The organism is Mucilaginibacter sp. P4_E8 (assembly GCF_056401495.1).
This window is the reverse complement of record NZ_JBFUJG010000004.1, coordinates 1-18,472: the sequence shown is the minus strand read 5'-3', so window position 1 is coordinate 18,472 and position 18,472 is coordinate 1. Positions and strand designations below refer to the sequence as shown.

At 41.7% G+C, this 18,472-nt stretch carries 12 protein-coding genes; all 12 read left to right on the top strand.

The window, feature by feature from the left end:
• Positions 1 to 28: 28 nt before the first annotated feature.
• The 12 genes from AC1DRQ_RS02910 to AC1DRQ_RS02855 all read left to right on the top strand — a co-directional run bounded on the left by AC1DRQ_RS02910 (position 29) and on the right by AC1DRQ_RS02855 (position 18,126).
• Positions 29 to 2,887, top strand: a complete 2,859-nt coding sequence (locus tag AC1DRQ_RS02910) for a sugar-binding domain-containing protein (protein ID WP_477422118.1) — start codon at positions 29 to 31, stop codon at positions 2,885 to 2,887.
• A 202-nt stretch (positions 2,888 to 3,089) separates the two neighbouring features.
• Entirely contained in the window at positions 3,090 to 3,833 is a 744-nt protein-coding gene (locus AC1DRQ_RS02905) for a DeoR/GlpR family DNA-binding transcription regulator (RefSeq protein ID WP_477422117.1), read from the top strand.
• Between the two features lie 268 nt (positions 3,834 to 4,101).
• A complete protein-coding gene (locus tag AC1DRQ_RS02900; protein WP_477422116.1) occupies positions 4,102 to 4,950 on the top strand; it encodes a phosphodiester glycosidase family protein in 849 nt (282 codons plus the stop codon).
• 19 nt (positions 4,951 to 4,969) lie between these two features.
• Positions 4,970 to 6,199 carry an exo-beta-N-acetylmuramidase NamZ family protein gene (locus AC1DRQ_RS02895; protein ID WP_477422115.1) on the top strand — a complete coding sequence of 410 codons (1,230 nt, stop codon included), beginning with the start codon at positions 4,970 to 4,972 and terminating at the stop codon, positions 6,197 to 6,199.
• Positions 6,200 to 6,272: 73 nt separating this feature from the next.
• Entirely contained in the window at positions 6,273 to 9,554 is a 3,282-nt protein-coding gene (locus tag AC1DRQ_RS02890; RefSeq protein ID WP_477422114.1) for a SusC/RagA family TonB-linked outer membrane protein, read from the top strand.
• Positions 9,555 to 9,573: 19 nt separating this feature from the next.
• Entirely contained in the window at positions 9,574 to 11,295 is a 1,722-nt protein-coding gene (locus tag AC1DRQ_RS02885; RefSeq protein ID WP_477422113.1) for a RagB/SusD family nutrient uptake outer membrane protein, read from the top strand.
• A 63-nt stretch (positions 11,296 to 11,358) separates the two neighbouring features.
• Positions 11,359 to 12,876, top strand: coding sequence for a glycoside hydrolase family 10-like protein (locus AC1DRQ_RS02880; protein ID WP_477422112.1), 1,518 nt, complete (start codon positions 11,359 to 11,361; stop codon positions 12,874 to 12,876).
• A gap of 3 nt (positions 12,877 to 12,879) precedes the next feature.
• Positions 12,880 to 14,766 carry an outer membrane protein assembly factor BamB family protein gene (locus AC1DRQ_RS02875; RefSeq protein ID WP_477422111.1) on the top strand — a complete coding sequence of 629 codons (1,887 nt, stop codon included), beginning with the start codon at positions 12,880 to 12,882 and terminating at the stop codon, positions 14,764 to 14,766.
• Positions 14,767 to 15,042: 276 nt separating this feature from the next.
• On the top strand, positions 15,043 to 15,516 hold the full coding sequence (locus AC1DRQ_RS02870; protein ID WP_477422110.1) for a RidA family protein: 474 nt from the start codon (positions 15,043 to 15,045) through the stop codon (positions 15,514 to 15,516).
• A 139-nt stretch (positions 15,517 to 15,655) separates the two neighbouring features.
• Positions 15,656 to 16,375 (top strand): DUF2306 domain-containing protein, encoded by a 720-nt coding sequence (locus tag AC1DRQ_RS02865; protein ID WP_477422108.1) that lies wholly within the window; start codon positions 15,656 to 15,658, stop codon positions 16,373 to 16,375.
• A gap of 15 nt (positions 16,376 to 16,390) precedes the next feature.
• A complete protein-coding gene (locus AC1DRQ_RS02860; RefSeq protein WP_477422107.1) occupies positions 16,391 to 17,416 on the top strand; it encodes a sensor histidine kinase in 1,026 nt (341 codons plus the stop codon).
• A complete protein-coding gene (locus AC1DRQ_RS02855; protein ID WP_477422106.1) occupies positions 17,413 to 18,126 on the top strand; it encodes a LytR/AlgR family response regulator transcription factor in 714 nt (237 codons plus the stop codon). The genes AC1DRQ_RS02860 and AC1DRQ_RS02855 overlap by 4 nt, the downstream gene beginning before the upstream one ends.
• Positions 18,127 to 18,472: the final 346 nt, after the last annotated feature.

Genomic DNA, 18,472 nt, shown 5'->3' with positions numbered 1-18,472 from the left:
ACTGATCTATGCTAATTTCGCTATTTATATGAAAAAATTAAGCTCGCTTTTGTTAATTGCATTTTTGCAGTTTACATGTATAACCATTGCCAATGCGCAGTCAAAAAAAACACCGGTAAGCGCAGGTAAAAAGATAGATCTTTCAGGTGATTGGGCGTTTCAAACCGACTCGCTGGATGAAGGAGTAACGCAAAAGTGGTATGCAAACACCTTAAAGGATAAAGTTACTCTTCCGGGTTCGATGACTACCAATGGCAAGGGAAATGATATTACCGTGCATACCCCCTGGACGGGCAGCATCGAAGATTCCACCTGGTTTCGTAGTCCGGAGTATGCACAATACCGCAAGCCAGGGAACGTCAAGGTACCGTTCTGGCTCCAGCCGGTTAAATATTACAAAGGGGCGGCCTGGTATCAAAAAAAAGTTGATGTGCCGGCATCATGGTATAAAAAACACGTTGAGCTATATATTGAAAGAAGCCATTGGGAAACAACCGTTTGGGTGGATGGTAAACAAATTGGAATGCAAAACAGCCTTTCAACCGCTCAGGTTTTTGACCTCTCCAACACATTATCACCGGGGCAGCACCAAATAACTATCCGGGTTGATAACCGGGTTAAGGATTTCAATGTGGGGCAAAATTCGCACAGCATTTCTGATCACACTCAAAGCAATTGGAATGGCATGATAGGGCAACTGTTTTTGGAGACCAAACCACTTGTATATATTGACGATGTGCAACTGTACCCTGATATAAAGAACAAACAGGTTGTAGCCCGCATACAGATCAACAATACCACAGGTAAGGCAGCCAACGTTACGGTGAATTTGTTAGCCACATCAAAATCTCCCCAGGGGCTAAAAACCGTAGCTAAAAAGCTTGCCATAGCAAAAAGTACAATTATCGAAATGACCTATCCAATGGGAAAAACCCCATTGTTATGGAGCGAATTTACGCCTGATATTTATAAAATGAAGATCAGTCTGGCTACTGACAAAAGTGGCCGGGACGAGCGATCTGTAACGTTTGGGATGCGTGATTTTTCGACCCGCGGTACACAATTTACCATTAATGGTCAACTTACGTTTCTTAGGGGAACGCTGGAATGTGCGGCTTATCCTAAAACAGGTTTTCCACCAACTGATGTAGCATCATGGATGCGGATCTTAAATATTTGCAAATCATACGGATTAAATCACTTACGTTTTCATTCCTGGTGCCCGCCTGATGCTGCTTTTGAAGCGGCCGACCGTTCAGGCTTTTATTTCCAGATTGAATGTGCCTCTTGGGCCAACCAGGGCGCCACCATTGGCGATGGAAAACCACTGGATCAGTACATTTATGACGAAAGTAACAGGATTGTAAAAGCATACGGGAACCACCCATCTTTTTGCCTGATGGACTATGGCAATGAGCCTGCCGGTAAAAATCAGGTTAAATACCTCACAGATTTTGTGAACTATTGGAAAAAGAAAGACCCCCGGCGGTTGTATACAACAGGCTCGGGCTGGCCCATTGTTAGCGAAAGTGATTATAACAGTACCCCAGCCCCGCGTATCCAGCAATGGGAAGAGGGACTAAAAAGTATCATAAACAGCAAGGCGCCAAGTGCAAGTTATGATTGGGCCGATATTATTAAAAAGTGGCAGCACCCAACCGTAAGCCACGAAATTGGCCAATGGTGTGTTTACCCTGATTTTAAAGAGATAGCCCAATATGATGGCGTATTAAAAGCAAAGAATTTCGAGATTTTTAAGGATATACTGGTAAAGCATGGCATGGGCAATTTGGCCGAAGACTTCTTGTCTGCATCAGGAAAACTGCAGGCTTTGTGTTATAAGGCCGATATAGAAGCCGCTTTACGCACACCGGGTTTTGGTGGTTTTCAATTATTGGGCTTAAATGATTTTCCGGGGCAAGGCACAGCTTTAGTAGGGGTACTTAATCCGTTTTGGGGCGATAAAGGGTATATCACAGGAAAAGAATATAGCAAATTTTGCAACGCGGTTGTTCCATTGGCCCGTTTGTCAAAAATGGTTTATCTTAATAATGAAGTACTAACAGCTCCAATTGAAATGGCACAATTTGGTCCGCGGGAGTTAATAGACGTAACACCGAATTGGAATATAAAGAATGACGCCGGTGATGTTTTATTTAAAGGCGAATTGGAGCGCACTAAAATATCCTTTGGTAACGGAATAAAGCTGGGCGTAATTAATCAACCCTTAACTTTGGTAACAAAGCCTTCTAAACTCACATTAACAGTTTCGGTTGCCGGTCATGAAAACTCGTGGGATATATTTGTATATCCGGCTACCTTGCCCCAGGTTAGCCAGGAGATCATGGTTACTAATACGCTTGATAACAAAGCTATTGAATTGTTAAACAAAGGCGGAAAGGTGCTGCTAACGCTTGAAAAAGGGCAGCTTAAAAAAGATAAGGGAGGCGATATCGCTATCGGATTTTCAAGTATATTCTGGAACACGGCCTGGACTAAAAGCCAGCCACCGGTAACATTAGGTATTTTATGCAATCCTCAGCATCCGGCTTTAAAAGAGTTTCCTACACAAAGCTATAGTAACTGGCAATGGTGGGATGCCATGTCGCATTCCAACGCTATTCGGCTTGATTCGGTGGCAAATGATTTGCAGCCAATTGTAAGGGTTATTGATGATTGGGTTACCGCAAGGCCTCTGGGTTTAATTTTTGAATGCCAGGCCGGAAACGGTAAGCTGATCGTATCGGGTATCGACCTGCAGTCTGATCTGGACAAGCGCCCCGAAGCACGACAGCTATTATACAGTCTTAAAAGTTATATGGATGGCGACAAATTCTCTCCAAATAAAAAGATCGATATTCAAAAAATAAGCGCTTTATACCAATAGTATAATCGCAGGTATTACCTATTTATCCGGGGTATAGTCATTGGGCTATGCCCCGGATTTGTTATGGCAGCTTTTCTTTGGAATGCTTCATGCAACTATTTTATATACATGGATGTCTTTTACATCAAAATATTCGTTATCCATTACATTTTAATATAATTACAATAAATTAACCCCGACTGACTCCTCCAATTAATAGGCTATGTTAAAAGAAGAAAGACAAAACTTTATCATGAAGCAGATAAACCTGCATAATAAGGTATTATCCTCAGACCTATGTGTTAAACTAAATGTATCGGAAGATACCATCAGGCGCGATCTGAATGATCTGGCAAGTAGTGCGAAGATAAAGAAGGTATATGGGGGAGCTATGTCAAAATCATTTTCGCATACCACGGGTATAAAAGAAACCTATGCCCAGGAAGCTAAAAAGCAAATAGCCAAAAAAGCGCTAACGCTTATTAATGATGGGATGATTGTGCTTTTAGGTGGTGGTACAACTATAATTGAAATGGCCCGGCTGGTGCCTAAAGATCGGCGTTGTACTTTTTTTACAGTAAGTCCGGTGGTAGCCATGGAACTTATTGAATACTCAGATTGCGAGGTGATATTACTTGGAGGGAGTTTATTGCATGACTCTTATATAGTTACCGGTTCAATGGTGATCAATCAATTGGCTGATATTAAAGTTGATCTTTGTTTTTTAGGCACCAATGCTATTTCGCTGGAGAACGGTATTACCGATTCTGTTTGGGAGGTTGTACAGGTTAAAAAGGCCATGATCAAATCTGCTAATAAAACGGCCATTGTAAGTATTGCCGAAAAGCTGAATTCTGATGAGAAAATGAAGGTTTGCAATGTAAACGCCATCAACTATTTAATTACCGACATTGACCCCATCGAACAAATGTTATCTCCTTATGCTAATGTTTTAAATGTCCTTTGATATTGCCCTGATCAGCAACCTGCTTCCCTAAGTTTTTTGTGTTAACAAGAATGTTACAATAGCTCTTTTCTTTGAAAACCATAAGGGAAAGGCCGCATTTTGCTATGTTATTTTATGCGGTTTTATGCGGTATTAAATTAAATAACGCATAAGTTTGATATTTTAATTTTGTTATTGCATATATTTGAGCACAGGCGTTCAGGCGTTTGCATGTTTGTGCGTTTTTAAGCAGATTGAATTTATTACTCTAAGCCTTCAAAATAACCGTATGCGTTTAATCACACTATTGCTGGTATTCATGCTTAACGCAGGTGTAGTGTTTGCACAAACAGATTCTATAAATTTCAAAAGGGCCGAGTGGGAAACAAAGCGCATAGCTCCCGGCATCCATTTAAAGCAAGCGTGGTTCAGGGGCAATTCATTATTTAAATCCAACCAGTTTATATCCATCCTGGAAGTTAAGACCAGGCGTAGCAATAAACTAAGCATAGCTTATGAGGCCAAAATAAAAAGGGTTACCAGCGATTTTGGTAGCCAAAATCAAGCACTTGCTGCCATTAATGGGACTTTTTTTGATGTGAAAAACGGCGGTTCTGTGGATTTTATCCGTGCAGGAGGCCAAATTATAAACGAAAATCATCTGGAAAAAAATAATACCAGGGCAAGGCATCAGCAGGCAGCTTTAGTTATAAAAGATGGTGAGCTGCACATTGATCAGTGGGATGGCAGCCAGGATTGGGAGAAAAAACTGGATGGTCAGGATGTAATGTTAACCGGTCCGCTGCTGTTGCATAACGACCTGCAGGTTAAGGTTGATTCAAACAGTTTTAGTATCACCCGCCACCCGCGATCGGCTATAGCTATTACTGATAATAACAGGATTTTATTGATCACGGTAGATGGCAGGGATGCAAATTCAAAAGGAGTGAGCCTGTTTGAACTCAGTAAGATCCTGCACTGGCTGCATTGCCGTGATGGTGTAAATATGGACGGTGGGGGCTCAACAACATTATGGGTAAAAGATCAGGGTGTGGTGAACTATCCCTCTGATAATGGAAAGTGGGATCACAAGGGGCAGCGAAAAGTAGCGAACGTGGTATTGGTTAAAAGAAACTAAGACATAAAGTTATATCAAAATGAAAATAGCAATGCTTTCCTTACTTATGCTGATCCTGGCCGGATGGGTAGGGGTTCGGCATCAACCCGGTCATTCCTCGAACTTACCTGCATCTCACAAAAAAGAGATCGTTACCGGGGCTGATCAAACCGAAAAATACCTTCCTTATTTAAAAGGAAAACGGATAGGTATGGTGGTTAATCCATCATCTCGAATTGGCAATAATGCAAGTGTTGACAGTCTTAAAGCTTTAGGGGTTAACATAGTAAAGATATTTGGACCTGAACATGGCTTTAGAGGCGACGCAAGTAATGGTGCAAAGGTTGACGATAGTGTTGATCCAAAAACCGGAATACAGGTAGTGTCATTATACGGAAAAACCGGCAAACCAAGTCCCCAGGACCTTGCCGATATTGATCTGATGATCTACGATCTGCAGGACGTAGGAGCAAGGTATTACACTTACCTGGCTACCCTGCACCGGGTTATGGAAGCCTGTGCCGAAAATGATAAAGAATTATTAATTCTTGACAGGCCTAACCCCAACGGGTATATGGTTGATGGGCCTGTGCTTGATATGAAACTAAAATCGGGCATCGGTTTTCATCCGGTGCCTATTGCTCACGGCATGACGGTAGGTGAATACGCCCGAATGATCAATGGCGAAGGCTGGCTGGCCGGAGGCGTAAAATGCCGGCTTAAAATTATCCCGGTAGCCAATTATAAGCACAGTATGCTTTACACGCTCCCGGTACATCCCTCTCCTAATTTAAACACCCAGCAATCCATTTTACTATATCCTTCCTTATGCCTGTTTGAAGGCACTATTATAAGCCAGGGCCGGGGTACTTATTTTCCGTTCTGTGTACTGGGCAATCCCGATCTGAAAGGAAAATACGATTTCACGTTTACGCCCATAGGCATTAAGGGCATGAGCGAAACACCTCTGTTTCAAAATGAAGCTTGTTACGGCCTCGATCTGAGGAATTACGATATCCAAAAATTGGTCAAAAGCAAACGCGTAAACCTCGGTTGGTTAATTGAAATGTATAAGGCCTACCCATACGAAGACCGTTTTTTCGACTTTAAGCAAAGCAAGCAGATAGGGAATTTTGATAAGCTGGCCGGCACAACCGAGTTAAAAGAACAAATTATAGCCGGTAAAACCGAACGCGAGATAAGAAAAAGCTGGGAGCCCAAACTATCTCAATTAAAAAAAATGCGTCAACAATATCTGCTTTATCCTTAATCATACCAGCACGCTCAACATACTATATAATATCAAACTAATAAGGTTTAACTGAACATTTAAATGAACAATTATGGAAAAAAAGCTACTTAAAACGTTTCTGGCTTTTTTGTTTTTGTCGGTACAGGTAATGGCCCAGCAAAAAACAATTAGCGGAAAAGTGACTTCTGCAGATGATGGAAGTGTATTACCAGGGGTTTCAATTAAAATAAAAGGAACTTCTGATGGTACTGTTACCGATGTGAACGGTTCTTATTCAATTAGCGCCGCTAATGGCCAGGTACTTGTATTTAGTTTTATAAGTTTTGCTACACAAGAAGTATCTGTAAACGCCAGCACCATTAACGTTAAACTTGGTGCCGATACCAAATCATTAAATGAAGTAGTGGTGGTTGGTTACGGAACGCAAAAGCGGGCCAACTTAACCGGTGCGGTTGCCACGGTGGACACCAAAGTTTTGCAGTCGCGGCCCATTACCGATGTTGCGCGGGGATTGCAGGGCGTTGTTCCGGGTTTAACCATTACCACCGCTACAGGCGACCTGGGAACTGACCCTAAAATAAGGTTGCGGGGATTAGTTGGTTCAATTAATACAGGTGCAGCCGGAGCGGCACCTTTAATATTGGTTGATAACGTAGAGATCCCCAGTTTGCAATTGCTTAACCCTGATGATATTGAATCTATATCGGTGTTGAAAGATGCGGCTTCGGCTTCTATATATGGTACAAGAGCGGCCTTTGGGGTAATATTAGTTACCACCAAAACAGGTAAACGTAACGGTACCAACAGAATAACCTATTCTAACAATTTTGCATGGTCATCCCCAACAAACCAGATAAAATTGGCACCCGCGGCAGATAACTCACAGGCTTCATTACTGGCACTGCAGCGATTTAACCCCAACACATCCAGTTTCAGTATTATCGGTTATTCTGTTGATGCTGCATCCATACAAAAAATGCGCGACTGGGAAACCCAATACGGCGGTCAAAACCTAAGTCCCGAAATGGTACAGGGCCGTGATTTTGACATCCTTGGTGGTAAATTATACTTTTACCGTTCATGGGATGCCGGCAAAATGTATTTGAAAGACTGGACCCCGCAGCAATCACACAATGTTGGTATAAGTGGTGGCAGCGAAAAAATAAATTACAACGTAGGGTTAGGTTACCTTAACCAGGACGGTGTACTAAAAGTAAATCCGGATAAATTTGATCGTTATAACTTTTCATTAGGTGTAGGTGCAAGCCCAACTAAATGGCTGGATGCACGCGCTAAGGTTATATTCTCCAATACGTTAACGTCTACCCCTTTCATTTTCTCGGGTACACAGTACGGTCCTTATTATTACTTGTATCGCTGGCCGGCCAACTATCCGTATGGTACTTTCAACGGATTGCCATTCCGCAGTGCTGTAACCGAGGTTCAGCAGGCAAAAATGGATCAGGATAAAAATAACCTGTCGAGAATTTCGGTAGGGGGTACCATTAAAATAATTCCGGGCTTAACCCTTGATGCTGATTATACTTACTCAGGCACTAATGAGCATTTACACCAAACCGGTGGCAACACTATGGCTTATGATTTCTGGTCATTTAACGGAACCGCGTTAAATTATACCGGTTATCAAAGTGCTTCTTACAATAAGGCGCGGTATTACTCTTATTGGTCGACAGTAAACACAGGTAAATTATTTGCTACCTATAATAAAAATATAGGCGATCATTCGCTTAAATTTATTTTGGGTGGTGATATAGAACTTAATCAAAACACAAGTCAGTCGTCGGAGAGGAGGAATTTACTTGATCCTGATTTTGGCGAAATTCCGTTGGCTACCGGCGATCAATTTGTAACCGGATCCGATGCTCATTATTCAACTCTGGGTTATTTTGGCCGTATTAACTATGCCTACAAAGACAAGTATCTGTTAGAATTGAATGGACGTATTGATGGTTCATCACGCTTTCCGGTTAACGATTTGTATGGTTTCTTTCCATCAGCTTCGGCAGGTTATGTGCTTACCAAAGAATCATATATGGACTGGAGTAAAGGGTTTCTGTCATTCTTGAAAATAAGAGGGTCTTATGGCTCGGTAGGTAATCAGTCTATAGTAGGTAATTCACCGGCAGGTACAAGTTTATTCTTAATAAATTATTTAGGGCAAAATTCAAACTGGCTATTGCCATCAGGTAATGCTGTTACTATAGGTACACCAGGTGCACTTTCTCCTATTTTAACCTGGGAAACTATCAGAACGGCGGATATCGGCTTAGATGCGCGTTTTTTGAATGATGAGCTTGGATTAACATTTGATGTTTATAACAGAACCACCAGCAATATGATCAGTCAGGGTGTAACACTTCCAAGCTCATTTGGTACTGCCGCTCCATTACGTAATTTTGGCGAATTGCAGGGTAAAGGATGGGAGTTAGCCATTGATTATAACCATACTTTTTCTGGCGGGTTTCATTTTAGTGCAACAGCAACAATGTCTGATGCGCAGGAAACAATCACCAAGTTTGCTCAAACAAACAGGCAGCTTCCAGACCCGATAGCTGCTCTGAATTCAAAGTATTATGAAGGCATGAAATTGGGCGAAATATGGGGTTATCAGACAGATCGTTTATTCACAGCGAGTGATTTTGCGGGTAAGGACGCTGCAGGGCATTATATATATGCGCAGGGTGTGGCTTCACAAAGTCAACTGGAAAGTGGTTCATTCTTTTTTGGCCCGGGCGATGTTAAATATAAAGATCTTAATGGCGATGGTGTAGTTTATCAGGGCAGCAATACTGTTGATGACCATGGTGATAAAAAGATTATTGGTAACTCAACTCCGCGTTATCAATACGGTTTAAGATTGGGGGCCGATTGGAAGGGCTTTGATCTGAATGTGTATTTTCAAGGAGTAGGCAAGCGCGATCTGTGGGCAAGCGGCTCAGTCTTTATCCCCGGGTTCAGGGGAGCAGAAGGCTGGTATTCCAATCAGATGGATTACTGGACAGAAGCTAATCCTAATGCCTATTACCCAAGGCCAACTGATTATGGTGCAGTTGCCGACAAATGGGACTTTCAGCCTCAAACCAGGTACCTGCTGAATATGGCCTACCTACGCTTAAAGAATCTGAACTTTGGTTATTCATTCTCAAAGAGCGTCACCCGACGACTGGGGATTGAAAGACTGCGTGTTTTCTTCAGCGGCGAAAATATATTAACATTTGACCATTTAGGAAACCTTGCAATTGATCCGGAAACTGATTTTTCGCAAACACAGATTGATAATGACCGTGCGGGTTTCGGACGTGTTTATCCGTACAGAAAAACATATTCCGCAGGATTACAGGTGACATTTTAATTTTATTAAAGAAGAAATTATGAAAACGCTAAAATATTTAATGCTCGGTTTAGTCCTTATCTCTTGGGGATGTAAAAAGACCGATGATTTTCTAACTAAATTACCTCTCGATAAACTAACCGATGATACGTATTGGACAAGCGAAAATAATGTAAGAACTTTTGCTTATGGCTTTTATCCTACTTATTTTCCTGGTTATGCTTCTGGTTTTGACCTAAGCTGGGGGGGATATTTTTCGGGCGAAAGTTTAAACGATGATTTTGCACCTACAACCCCAACAACTTTTACCAAAAACGTACCCGCAACTGATGCAGGAGATGCTGCCTGGTCATTTAAAAATATTCGGCGGGAAAATCTTTTTATTGACCGTATTAAAAGAGTACCCATGCCTGACGAAGCTATTAAACATTGGACAGGTATTGGCCGTTTTTTCCGTGCACTGGAATTTGCCAATAAAGTGAAAAAATATGGCGATTTTCCATGGTATGGCAAAGTACTTGCAGAAACTGACACTAAAGAGCTTTACCGTACGCGCGATCCGCGTACTACAGTAATGGACAGCGTACTGGCTGATTTTAATTATGCGGCTGCCAACGTTCGTCCTGTTGATGCTACAGCAGGAACACCGGGGCTTTTAGTAAACAGATATGTTGTGCTGGCATTTATGTCGAGGGTGTTTTTGTTTGAGGGCAACTGGGAAAAATACCAGGCTAACAATGCTGCAAAAGCTACGGAGTACCTTACAGCAGCAAAATGGGCAGCTAATGAGGTGATTACCAAAGGAGGCTATTCGGTTGCACCTGATTACAGAAAACTATTCAACTCACTTGACCTTTCAACCAATCCCGAAATAATTTTATACCGAAAATATCAAACCGGGTTACTTACGCATAGCCTGCAAAGTTATGTGAATAAAGAGCCGCAAACCGGCGCTTCAAAAAACGCCCTTGAAGCCTATTTATGTAAAGACGGGCTGCCTATTAGCATATCTCCGCTTTATAAAGGAGATAAGGCCATCGCCGATGTTATGGCAGACAGAGACCCCCGCATTAGCGCTACCTTTGTACCTGCAATAAGGCTTAACGGTGTGGTATCAAATTATTCATCATCAGGTTATGCGGTATTAAAATTCTTTAATGCGGATATTAAGGACCTAACCAATGGAAACAGTAATTTGAATGATACCCAGGCCCCTGTAATACGTTATGGCGAAGTGCTGATAAACTACGCAGAAGCAAGTGCCGAACTGGGAACTTTAACACAAAATGACCTTGATGTATCCATTAACAAACTAAGGAAGCGTACAGGTATCAACTTGCCCGATCTGCAGGTAATGGGTGGGTTGCCGGCCGTAAATGGTGCAGTTTATGATGATCCTAAAAGAGATCCTTCTGTTTCCTCTTTATTATGGGAAATACGCCGCGAGCGCCGTACCGAACTGATGATGGAAGGTTTCAGGAATGATGACCTTAAAAAATGGAAAAAATACCAGTATCTGGATACACAGGGAAATCCTGATATTAACTTAGGCGCATGGATCAACAGGGCCGATTATCCCGCTACTTTATCAGTGGCCACACAAAACAATGCGGCTCAGGGTTACGTAGTACCCGCTACAAAAGCCGAGACACAAAGGATATTTAATGACCCTAAAGTTTATTTAAGTCCCTTACCTTTAGATCAAATAAAATTGTATAAGGATCAGGGTGTGGATCTGAAACAAAATCCGGGTTGGCAATAACAAAGAAGCATAAAGCCCCTTCCTGTTCTATCAGGAAGGGGCTTTTATAAATTGGTCATGAGCATGAAGAGGTTATACTATTATTTTCTGTGTCTTTTTTGCATAGCTGCACAGCTGGTAAATGCACAAACTAACCCTAAACGTGAGTTTAGGGGAGTTTGGGTGGCTACGGTTCAAAATATCGACTGGCCTTCAAAGCGTGGTTTAGGTTCTGATGTGCAAAAACAAGAGCTCATAAACATTTTAAATGAGCATCAAAAAAGTGGTGTAAATGCCATTATGTTACAGATCAGACCATCGGCCGATGCATTATATGCCAAAAGCCGCGAACCCTGGAGCATGTTCCTGGCCGGCAAACAGGGGCTTGCACCGCAGCTTTTTTATGATCCGCTTAAATTTGCAATTGACGAGGCTCACAAACGCGCCATGGAGCTGCACGCCTGGTTTAACCCGTACCGGGCAACTAACGACCTGATCGATTCAAACATCAGCGCAACTCACATTACACGCACACATCCTGAATGGTTTTTTACCTATGGCGGTAAAAAGTATTTTAATCCAGGCTTGCCCGAAGTGCGCAGTTACATCATTAGTGTAATTATGGATGTAGTACGCAATTACGATATTGATGGCGTACACTTTGATGATTATTTTTATCCGTATCCCGGAAAGGATAAACTGCCCGATACTACAACCTATGCGCAATATGGCAAAGGCTTTGATGATATTGATAACTGGCGCAGGCATAATGTTGATACCCTGATCCATGTGCTGTCTGATAGTATCCATGCTGCAAAAAAATATGTAAAATTTGGCATAAGTCCGTTTGGTATATGGCGTAACCTTAAAGACGATCCCAACGGGTCACAGTCAACCGGGTTTTCGGGATATAGTAAATTGTTTGCTGATGCCCGCAACTGGACACGCTCCGGCTGGATAGATTATGTAAACCCGCAGATCTATTTTCCTTTTTATTATGCCGCGGCCCCATATGAAAAGCTGTTAGACTGGTGGAGTAAAAATACTTTTAACAAGCATTTATACATTGGTCAGGGAGTGTACAGGGCTATGGAAAACCGCGAGGGTTGGCGCGATAAAAGACAATTATCCAACCAGATGCGCGAACTACGAAAAAATGCACGGGTACAGGGCAGCGTGTTTTTCAGCTCGAAGTCACTTACCGATAATTTAGCCGGGTTTCAGGATTCTCTCCGTATGGAATTTTACCAGTATCCGGCATTACCGCCCCAAATGATATGGCTTGGCGAATCTGTGCCACAGGCTCCGGCACGCTTAAATGTTTTATCTCAGAACAACAAGGTACAGCTAACGTGGTCATATTTAAGGAAACGACCGGTGGGTGTTTATGGATATGTTATTTACAGGTTTAAGAAAGGCGAAAAGGTTGATCTTGATCGGCCTCAACATATCATCAAGATAAGTTTTGATAAAACCCTGAGATCTTACACCGATACTACCGCAATAAGCGGAACACGCTACAGATATTTAATTACCGCTATTGACAGGCTTAAAAACGAAGGCTGGCCATCAAAAGCAGCCCTAATTGATCTAAAAAAATAATATATGTCAACATCGCCTATCTCCATTAATAATAAAAAATTAACCTCCTTTTTATTAGCACTATTATTAACAATAGGCATTGCTAAAGCCCAGTCGTTCAAATTCGCGTTTGTTTCTGATACCCATATCAATATAGGCAATGCAACAGCGGCGGAGGACCTGCGCAGAACAGTGAAAGACATTAATGCTAACAATGAACTGAAATTTGTTGTAATTACCGGTGATATAACAGAGTTTGGTGCAGATGATGAGCTAAAGCTGGCTAAGCAAATTCTGGATAGCCTGAATAAAAAGTGGTACATTATTCCGGGTAACCATGATTCCAATTGGTCTGAAAGTGGGAGCAATACCTTTAAAAAGGTTTTTGGAGGAGAAACCTTCGCTTTTAATTATGGCGGATATCTTTTCGCGGCCACCAGCTCCGGCCCTAATATGCGGATGGGCCCGGGGCAGGTTCCGCGAGAGAATATTGTTTGGCTTGATTCGGTATTAAATCATACGCCACCGGYAACTCCGGTTGTGTATTTGAACCATTATCCGCAGGATTCCGCACAAAATAACTGGTATACCGTAATTAATAAACTGAAGCAGAAAAATATCCAGCTCATTTTATGTGGCCATGGGCATAATAACCATACCTATGCTTTTGATGGCATCCCCGGTGTAATGGGGCGCTCCAACTTAAGGGCCAAAGATAGCATTGGGGGATATAATATAGTAACTTTTGAAAATGGTAAGGCCACATTTGAAGAGCGTAAACCGGTTATACAAACCAACCGCAAATGGGCCGAAACAGCGCTGTTTGATCATCATTTTAACAAAGATACCGCACAGTATTACCGCCCTTCCTATGCCGTTAATAAAAAGCCGGCAGGGGTAAAGGCCTTATGGAGCTATCAGGATCAAAGCGATATAGGAGCGGGTATGGCCATAGCTAAGGACAAACTTGTTTTGACCGATACAAAAGGTTTGATATATGCTTTAAACAGGAACAATGGGAAGCAGGTATGGTCATATGCCACTGGTGGTAAAATATATTCCACCCCGTTTGTGTCTGGTAATTATGTGGTTGCCGGTTCATCCGACAATTATATCTATTGCCTTTCGGCAGTTACGGGTAAACTCATCTGGAAAGCGGCTGCTGAGAAAGCTGTTATAGCTTCGCCAATAATAAAAAATGATATCGTTTACATAGGTGCATCTGACGGGCATTTTCGTGCCCTGCATTTAGCTACGGGTAAATTATTGTGGGATTTTGATCAGGTAAAGGGTTTTGTGGTAACCAAACCTTTGATCTACCAGGATAAAATATATTTTGGTTGCTGGGCCAATGATTTTTATGCGCTTGACCTCGCCACCGGTAAACTGGTATGGAAATGGAGCAATGGTTCATCCAACCGGATGTTTTCGCCTGCGGCATGTTATCCCGTTGCCACCAATGGCCGGGTATTTATTGTAGCCCCAGATCAGTATATGACCTCTTTGGATGCATCAACAGGCAAAGTGCTGTGGCGTGCGCGGGTAGCACATAATAGGGTAAGGGAATCAATGGGTTTATCAACAGATAGCGCATTGGTATATGCCAAAACGATGGATGGTCAATTATTGGGTATATCAACAAAAGCCGACACCCTGCAAATTGCCTGGAAATCGTCATTACAGTTACCTTATGAGCTTGATCCTTCTGCTATAGTAGAAGATCGGGGAGTAATTTACGTACCAATCCATTCGGGTACAGCCTATGCTGTCGATCGTAAAAGCGGCAGTGTTCTATGGAAATACAAGGTATCCAACTGTTTAATGAACAGTATATTGCCTTTTAATAATGCTGTTTACGCAAGCACTATGGATGGCAAAGTAAACTGCCTGCAAAGCATAAAAGGTAAATAGGTTGGATTTATAAAGCATGTCATTGCGAGCGTAGCAATCTCAAAGGACAAGTAACGAACTTTGCTTGTGCAACCTGTATGGTGAGATTATTAATCTTGTGTTTGTTTTTATTGTATTAATGAGCTCCCTATGGTCGGTTGCCACGCTACGCTCGCAATGACATATTTGTTAATTGTTGTAACTGAAACACAAGCATCAATCCGTTTTATTGATTTTTCTAAGGCGATACAATTCTGAAAGGATGATTTGTTATAATTGTATTACAACATACCAATTATGAAAAAGCACCTTTATTTGATCCTTTTATGCATTTCTTCAGCATGTTTTGCACAAAGTAGCCCACCGGATGTAGCGTTTATAAATCCACCTTCAGTAAGCACACCCAAAGGATATTCGCAGGCTGTTACTATTGATCTGGGCAAAAGTATCATGGTTATTATGTCCGGCCAGGTAGCGTTTGACAAAGAGGGAAACCTGGTAGGTAAGAATGACCTTGCCCAGCAAGTTCAGCAAGTGTTCACCAACATCAAAAATATAGCTGAAAGTGCAGGTGGCTCTATGAATGATGTGGTAAAACTCAACTATTATATGTTGGATGCTTCGCAGGTGCAGGTAATTCGCAACATCAGGGACAAATTTGTAAATGTCAGCCATCCGCCGGCCAGTACGCTTGTACAAGTAAGTAAACTTTTCAGAAATGATATTTTAGTTGAAATTGAAGCCACGGCCGTTATTCGGAAAAAACAATAAGACTTAAGTATTATTAAATCTTCGTGATCTCACATTTGGTCTACACAATTTCCTGTTTGGTCTACTCTTCCCTGTGATAAACATTTGCTTAGGTAGTTTTACCGTGAATGTTTAAGCATGCAAGTTAATTTAGTGTGAAATGACCAGATCAAACATTAGAACATTGTACGGCTCAGTTGCCTTTTTATCACTCATCGGGCTTGTTATTGTAGTGCGCAGAACGCTGCTTTTGGTGCCGGTGCTTATAAATGGCTACCATGCACCTGCTATAGTTTCAAAGTTTACACAGATGGATGATATTTTTGCGCATCATCCTGTATTAACGCTTATCCACATTATTCCGGGCCCTATCTTTGTTATTACAGGGCCGTTTCAGTTTACCCAAAATATTCGTGTCCGTTATCCCTGGTGGCACCGTATTGGTGGCCGTTTGTTTTTGATAAGCGGCATCATGATAGGAATAACCGGTTTAGTGATGAGTTTTGCCATGCCGGCAATTGGTGGGCTTAACCAGGCCGCAGCAACTGTGTTTTTTTCCTTGTTCTTTCTATACGCGTTATTCAAGGCTTTTCAACAAATACTGCAACGCAAAATTGCAACACACCGCGAGTGGGCAATCCGGGCTTACAGCATAGGACTGGCTGTAGCAACCATCAGGATCATCAATGGTGTTTTCTTCGCCACCAGTCGTTTTACAGGCTTAACACCTCATGAATTTTTTGGTATTGGCTTTTGGATAGGCTTTGTAATTCATCTTGTCTTTGCGGAGTTTTGGATCAGTAAAACCCGGCTGGTAAAAACTAAAAAACCTGTAAACACACTAACCAAAGATCCTTTTATTAAATTTATGTACCGATAGTATTTAAACCATTAAATGAAAGTAATTATAAAGCCCCGGCATATCAGCATCACACTTCATGTACTTATTTGGGGTGTACTACTGTTATTGCCCTACTTTGTTTCGACTGCTGCAAGTGGGTTTAAAATAGGTTCAATCCCCGGTTTGTTCTTTACAGAGGCCGGCATTATCCACATGGCCATTTTTTATATAAATGTTTTTTACCTGTACCCCAGATTTTATAACAGGCGTTTTTGGTTCCTTTATATTTTAAGTTGTACCCTGCTTGTATTTGGGTCTTTTTGGTTAAAATATCATATCATGGCTGCCTGGTTTCCAGAAATTATGAGGGATGCATCGGTATATAAGTTTGTTTTCCCCCCGTCCATTGCTGTTTTTATCATCAGTATCATTTATTGCAGAATAGTCGACAGCATTCGCTCCGAACGGGAGCAAAAGGAAAAACAGGCAGCGCAGCTATTAACTGAACTGAAATTCCTTCGTTCACAGATCAGTCCGCATTTTTTGTTTAATGTGTTGACTAACCTGGTATCCCTGGCCCGCAAAAAGTCAGATAAACTGGAGCAATCCCTCATTATGCTGTCAGATCTGATGCGCTATATGCTTTATGATGCCCAGGGTAAAAAGGTGGCCCTTCAAAAAGAAATTGAATACCTGAGCAGTTATATCGAACTGCAGAAACTCCGCTTTGGCAGCGATGTGCAGGTTAATAGCAGGATTGAGCTGGATAATGAGGATGATCAATATACCATTGAACCAATGCTGTTGATCCCATTTGTAGAAAATGCATTTAAACACGGGGTAGGTTATAATAAACAACCCCAGATTGACATTGAATTATCAGTACACCAAGGCCTGATGATATTTGAAGTACGGAATAAGTTTGAGGATGAGCCTTTGGTTAACAAAGATGAAAGCTCTGGCATCGGGTTGAGCAATGTGCGGTCGCGGTTAAACCTGTTGTATAAAGACAGCTATACGCTAACCATAAATGATCAGAACAATTTGTTTAGCATTACTTTAACTTTGAAGCTTGTATGATGCGTTGTATTATAGTTGATGATGAACAGTTGGTTAGGGAATTGCTGGAAGATAACATCCGGCAGATACCCTTTTTGCATTTGGTGAAAGCCTGTAAGAATCCACTGGAAGCTATTGAGATTTTGCAAACAGAACAGGTTGACCTGATATTCCTGGATATACAGATGCCCCGGTTAAACGGACTGCAGTTTCTGGAATCGCTAAATAACCCACCACTGGTAATTTTGGTTACCGCTTATGAAAAATACGCGCTGGAAGGTTTTAACCTGAACGTGATTGACTACATATTGAAACCCTTTGGCTTTGATCGTTTTTTAAAGGCCTGTAACCGTGCTAATGATCTATTTAAACTGCAGCAAAACAGTAAGTCGGCTATAAGCGAAGGGCAGGAAGATTTCTTCGTGAACGTAGAGTATACCCTCGTGAAAATTGTAGTAGCCGATATTGATTATATTGAGGGGCTAAAAGATTATATCAAGATCCACCTGTCATCATCGCCCAAGCCGGTGCTTACCCGCATGACCATCAAAGCCGCCGAAGAGAAGCTTCCCGCGCCTGCCTTTATCCGTACCCATAAATCCTTTTTGGTGGCCGCCCGTAAAATTACCACCGTAAAACGCGATTTTGTTTGCATAGGCGAAAAAGAAATCCCTGTAAGTGAATCATATAAGGAGAATATCGCTCAAATACTGAATCGCCCCGAGCATTAAGTTTCCATACTTCCCCCTTTTGTCGCTACACTTCCCGCCTTTGTCTACTCTCCAAAAAAGGTAATATCCTGCCTTATAGTTTTGCCTGTAAATAGTATTAAAAAAACTAACAGGCCATGAAAAACAGCCTCATAAAGTGTAGCCGCTTTTCTGTTTTTACTGATATCACAGAGGATCAGGAACTTTTAAGTAAATACAAATAATTTTTAACCATTAAATTTTATAATCATGGGATTTGGATTCATCATCATCATACGGGTACTGTTTGTTACCTGTATGGTATTTATAATCGGTTACATTTTTGGCGGGTTTTCAAAAAAGCCTGCGTTAGCTACCATAACAAAGG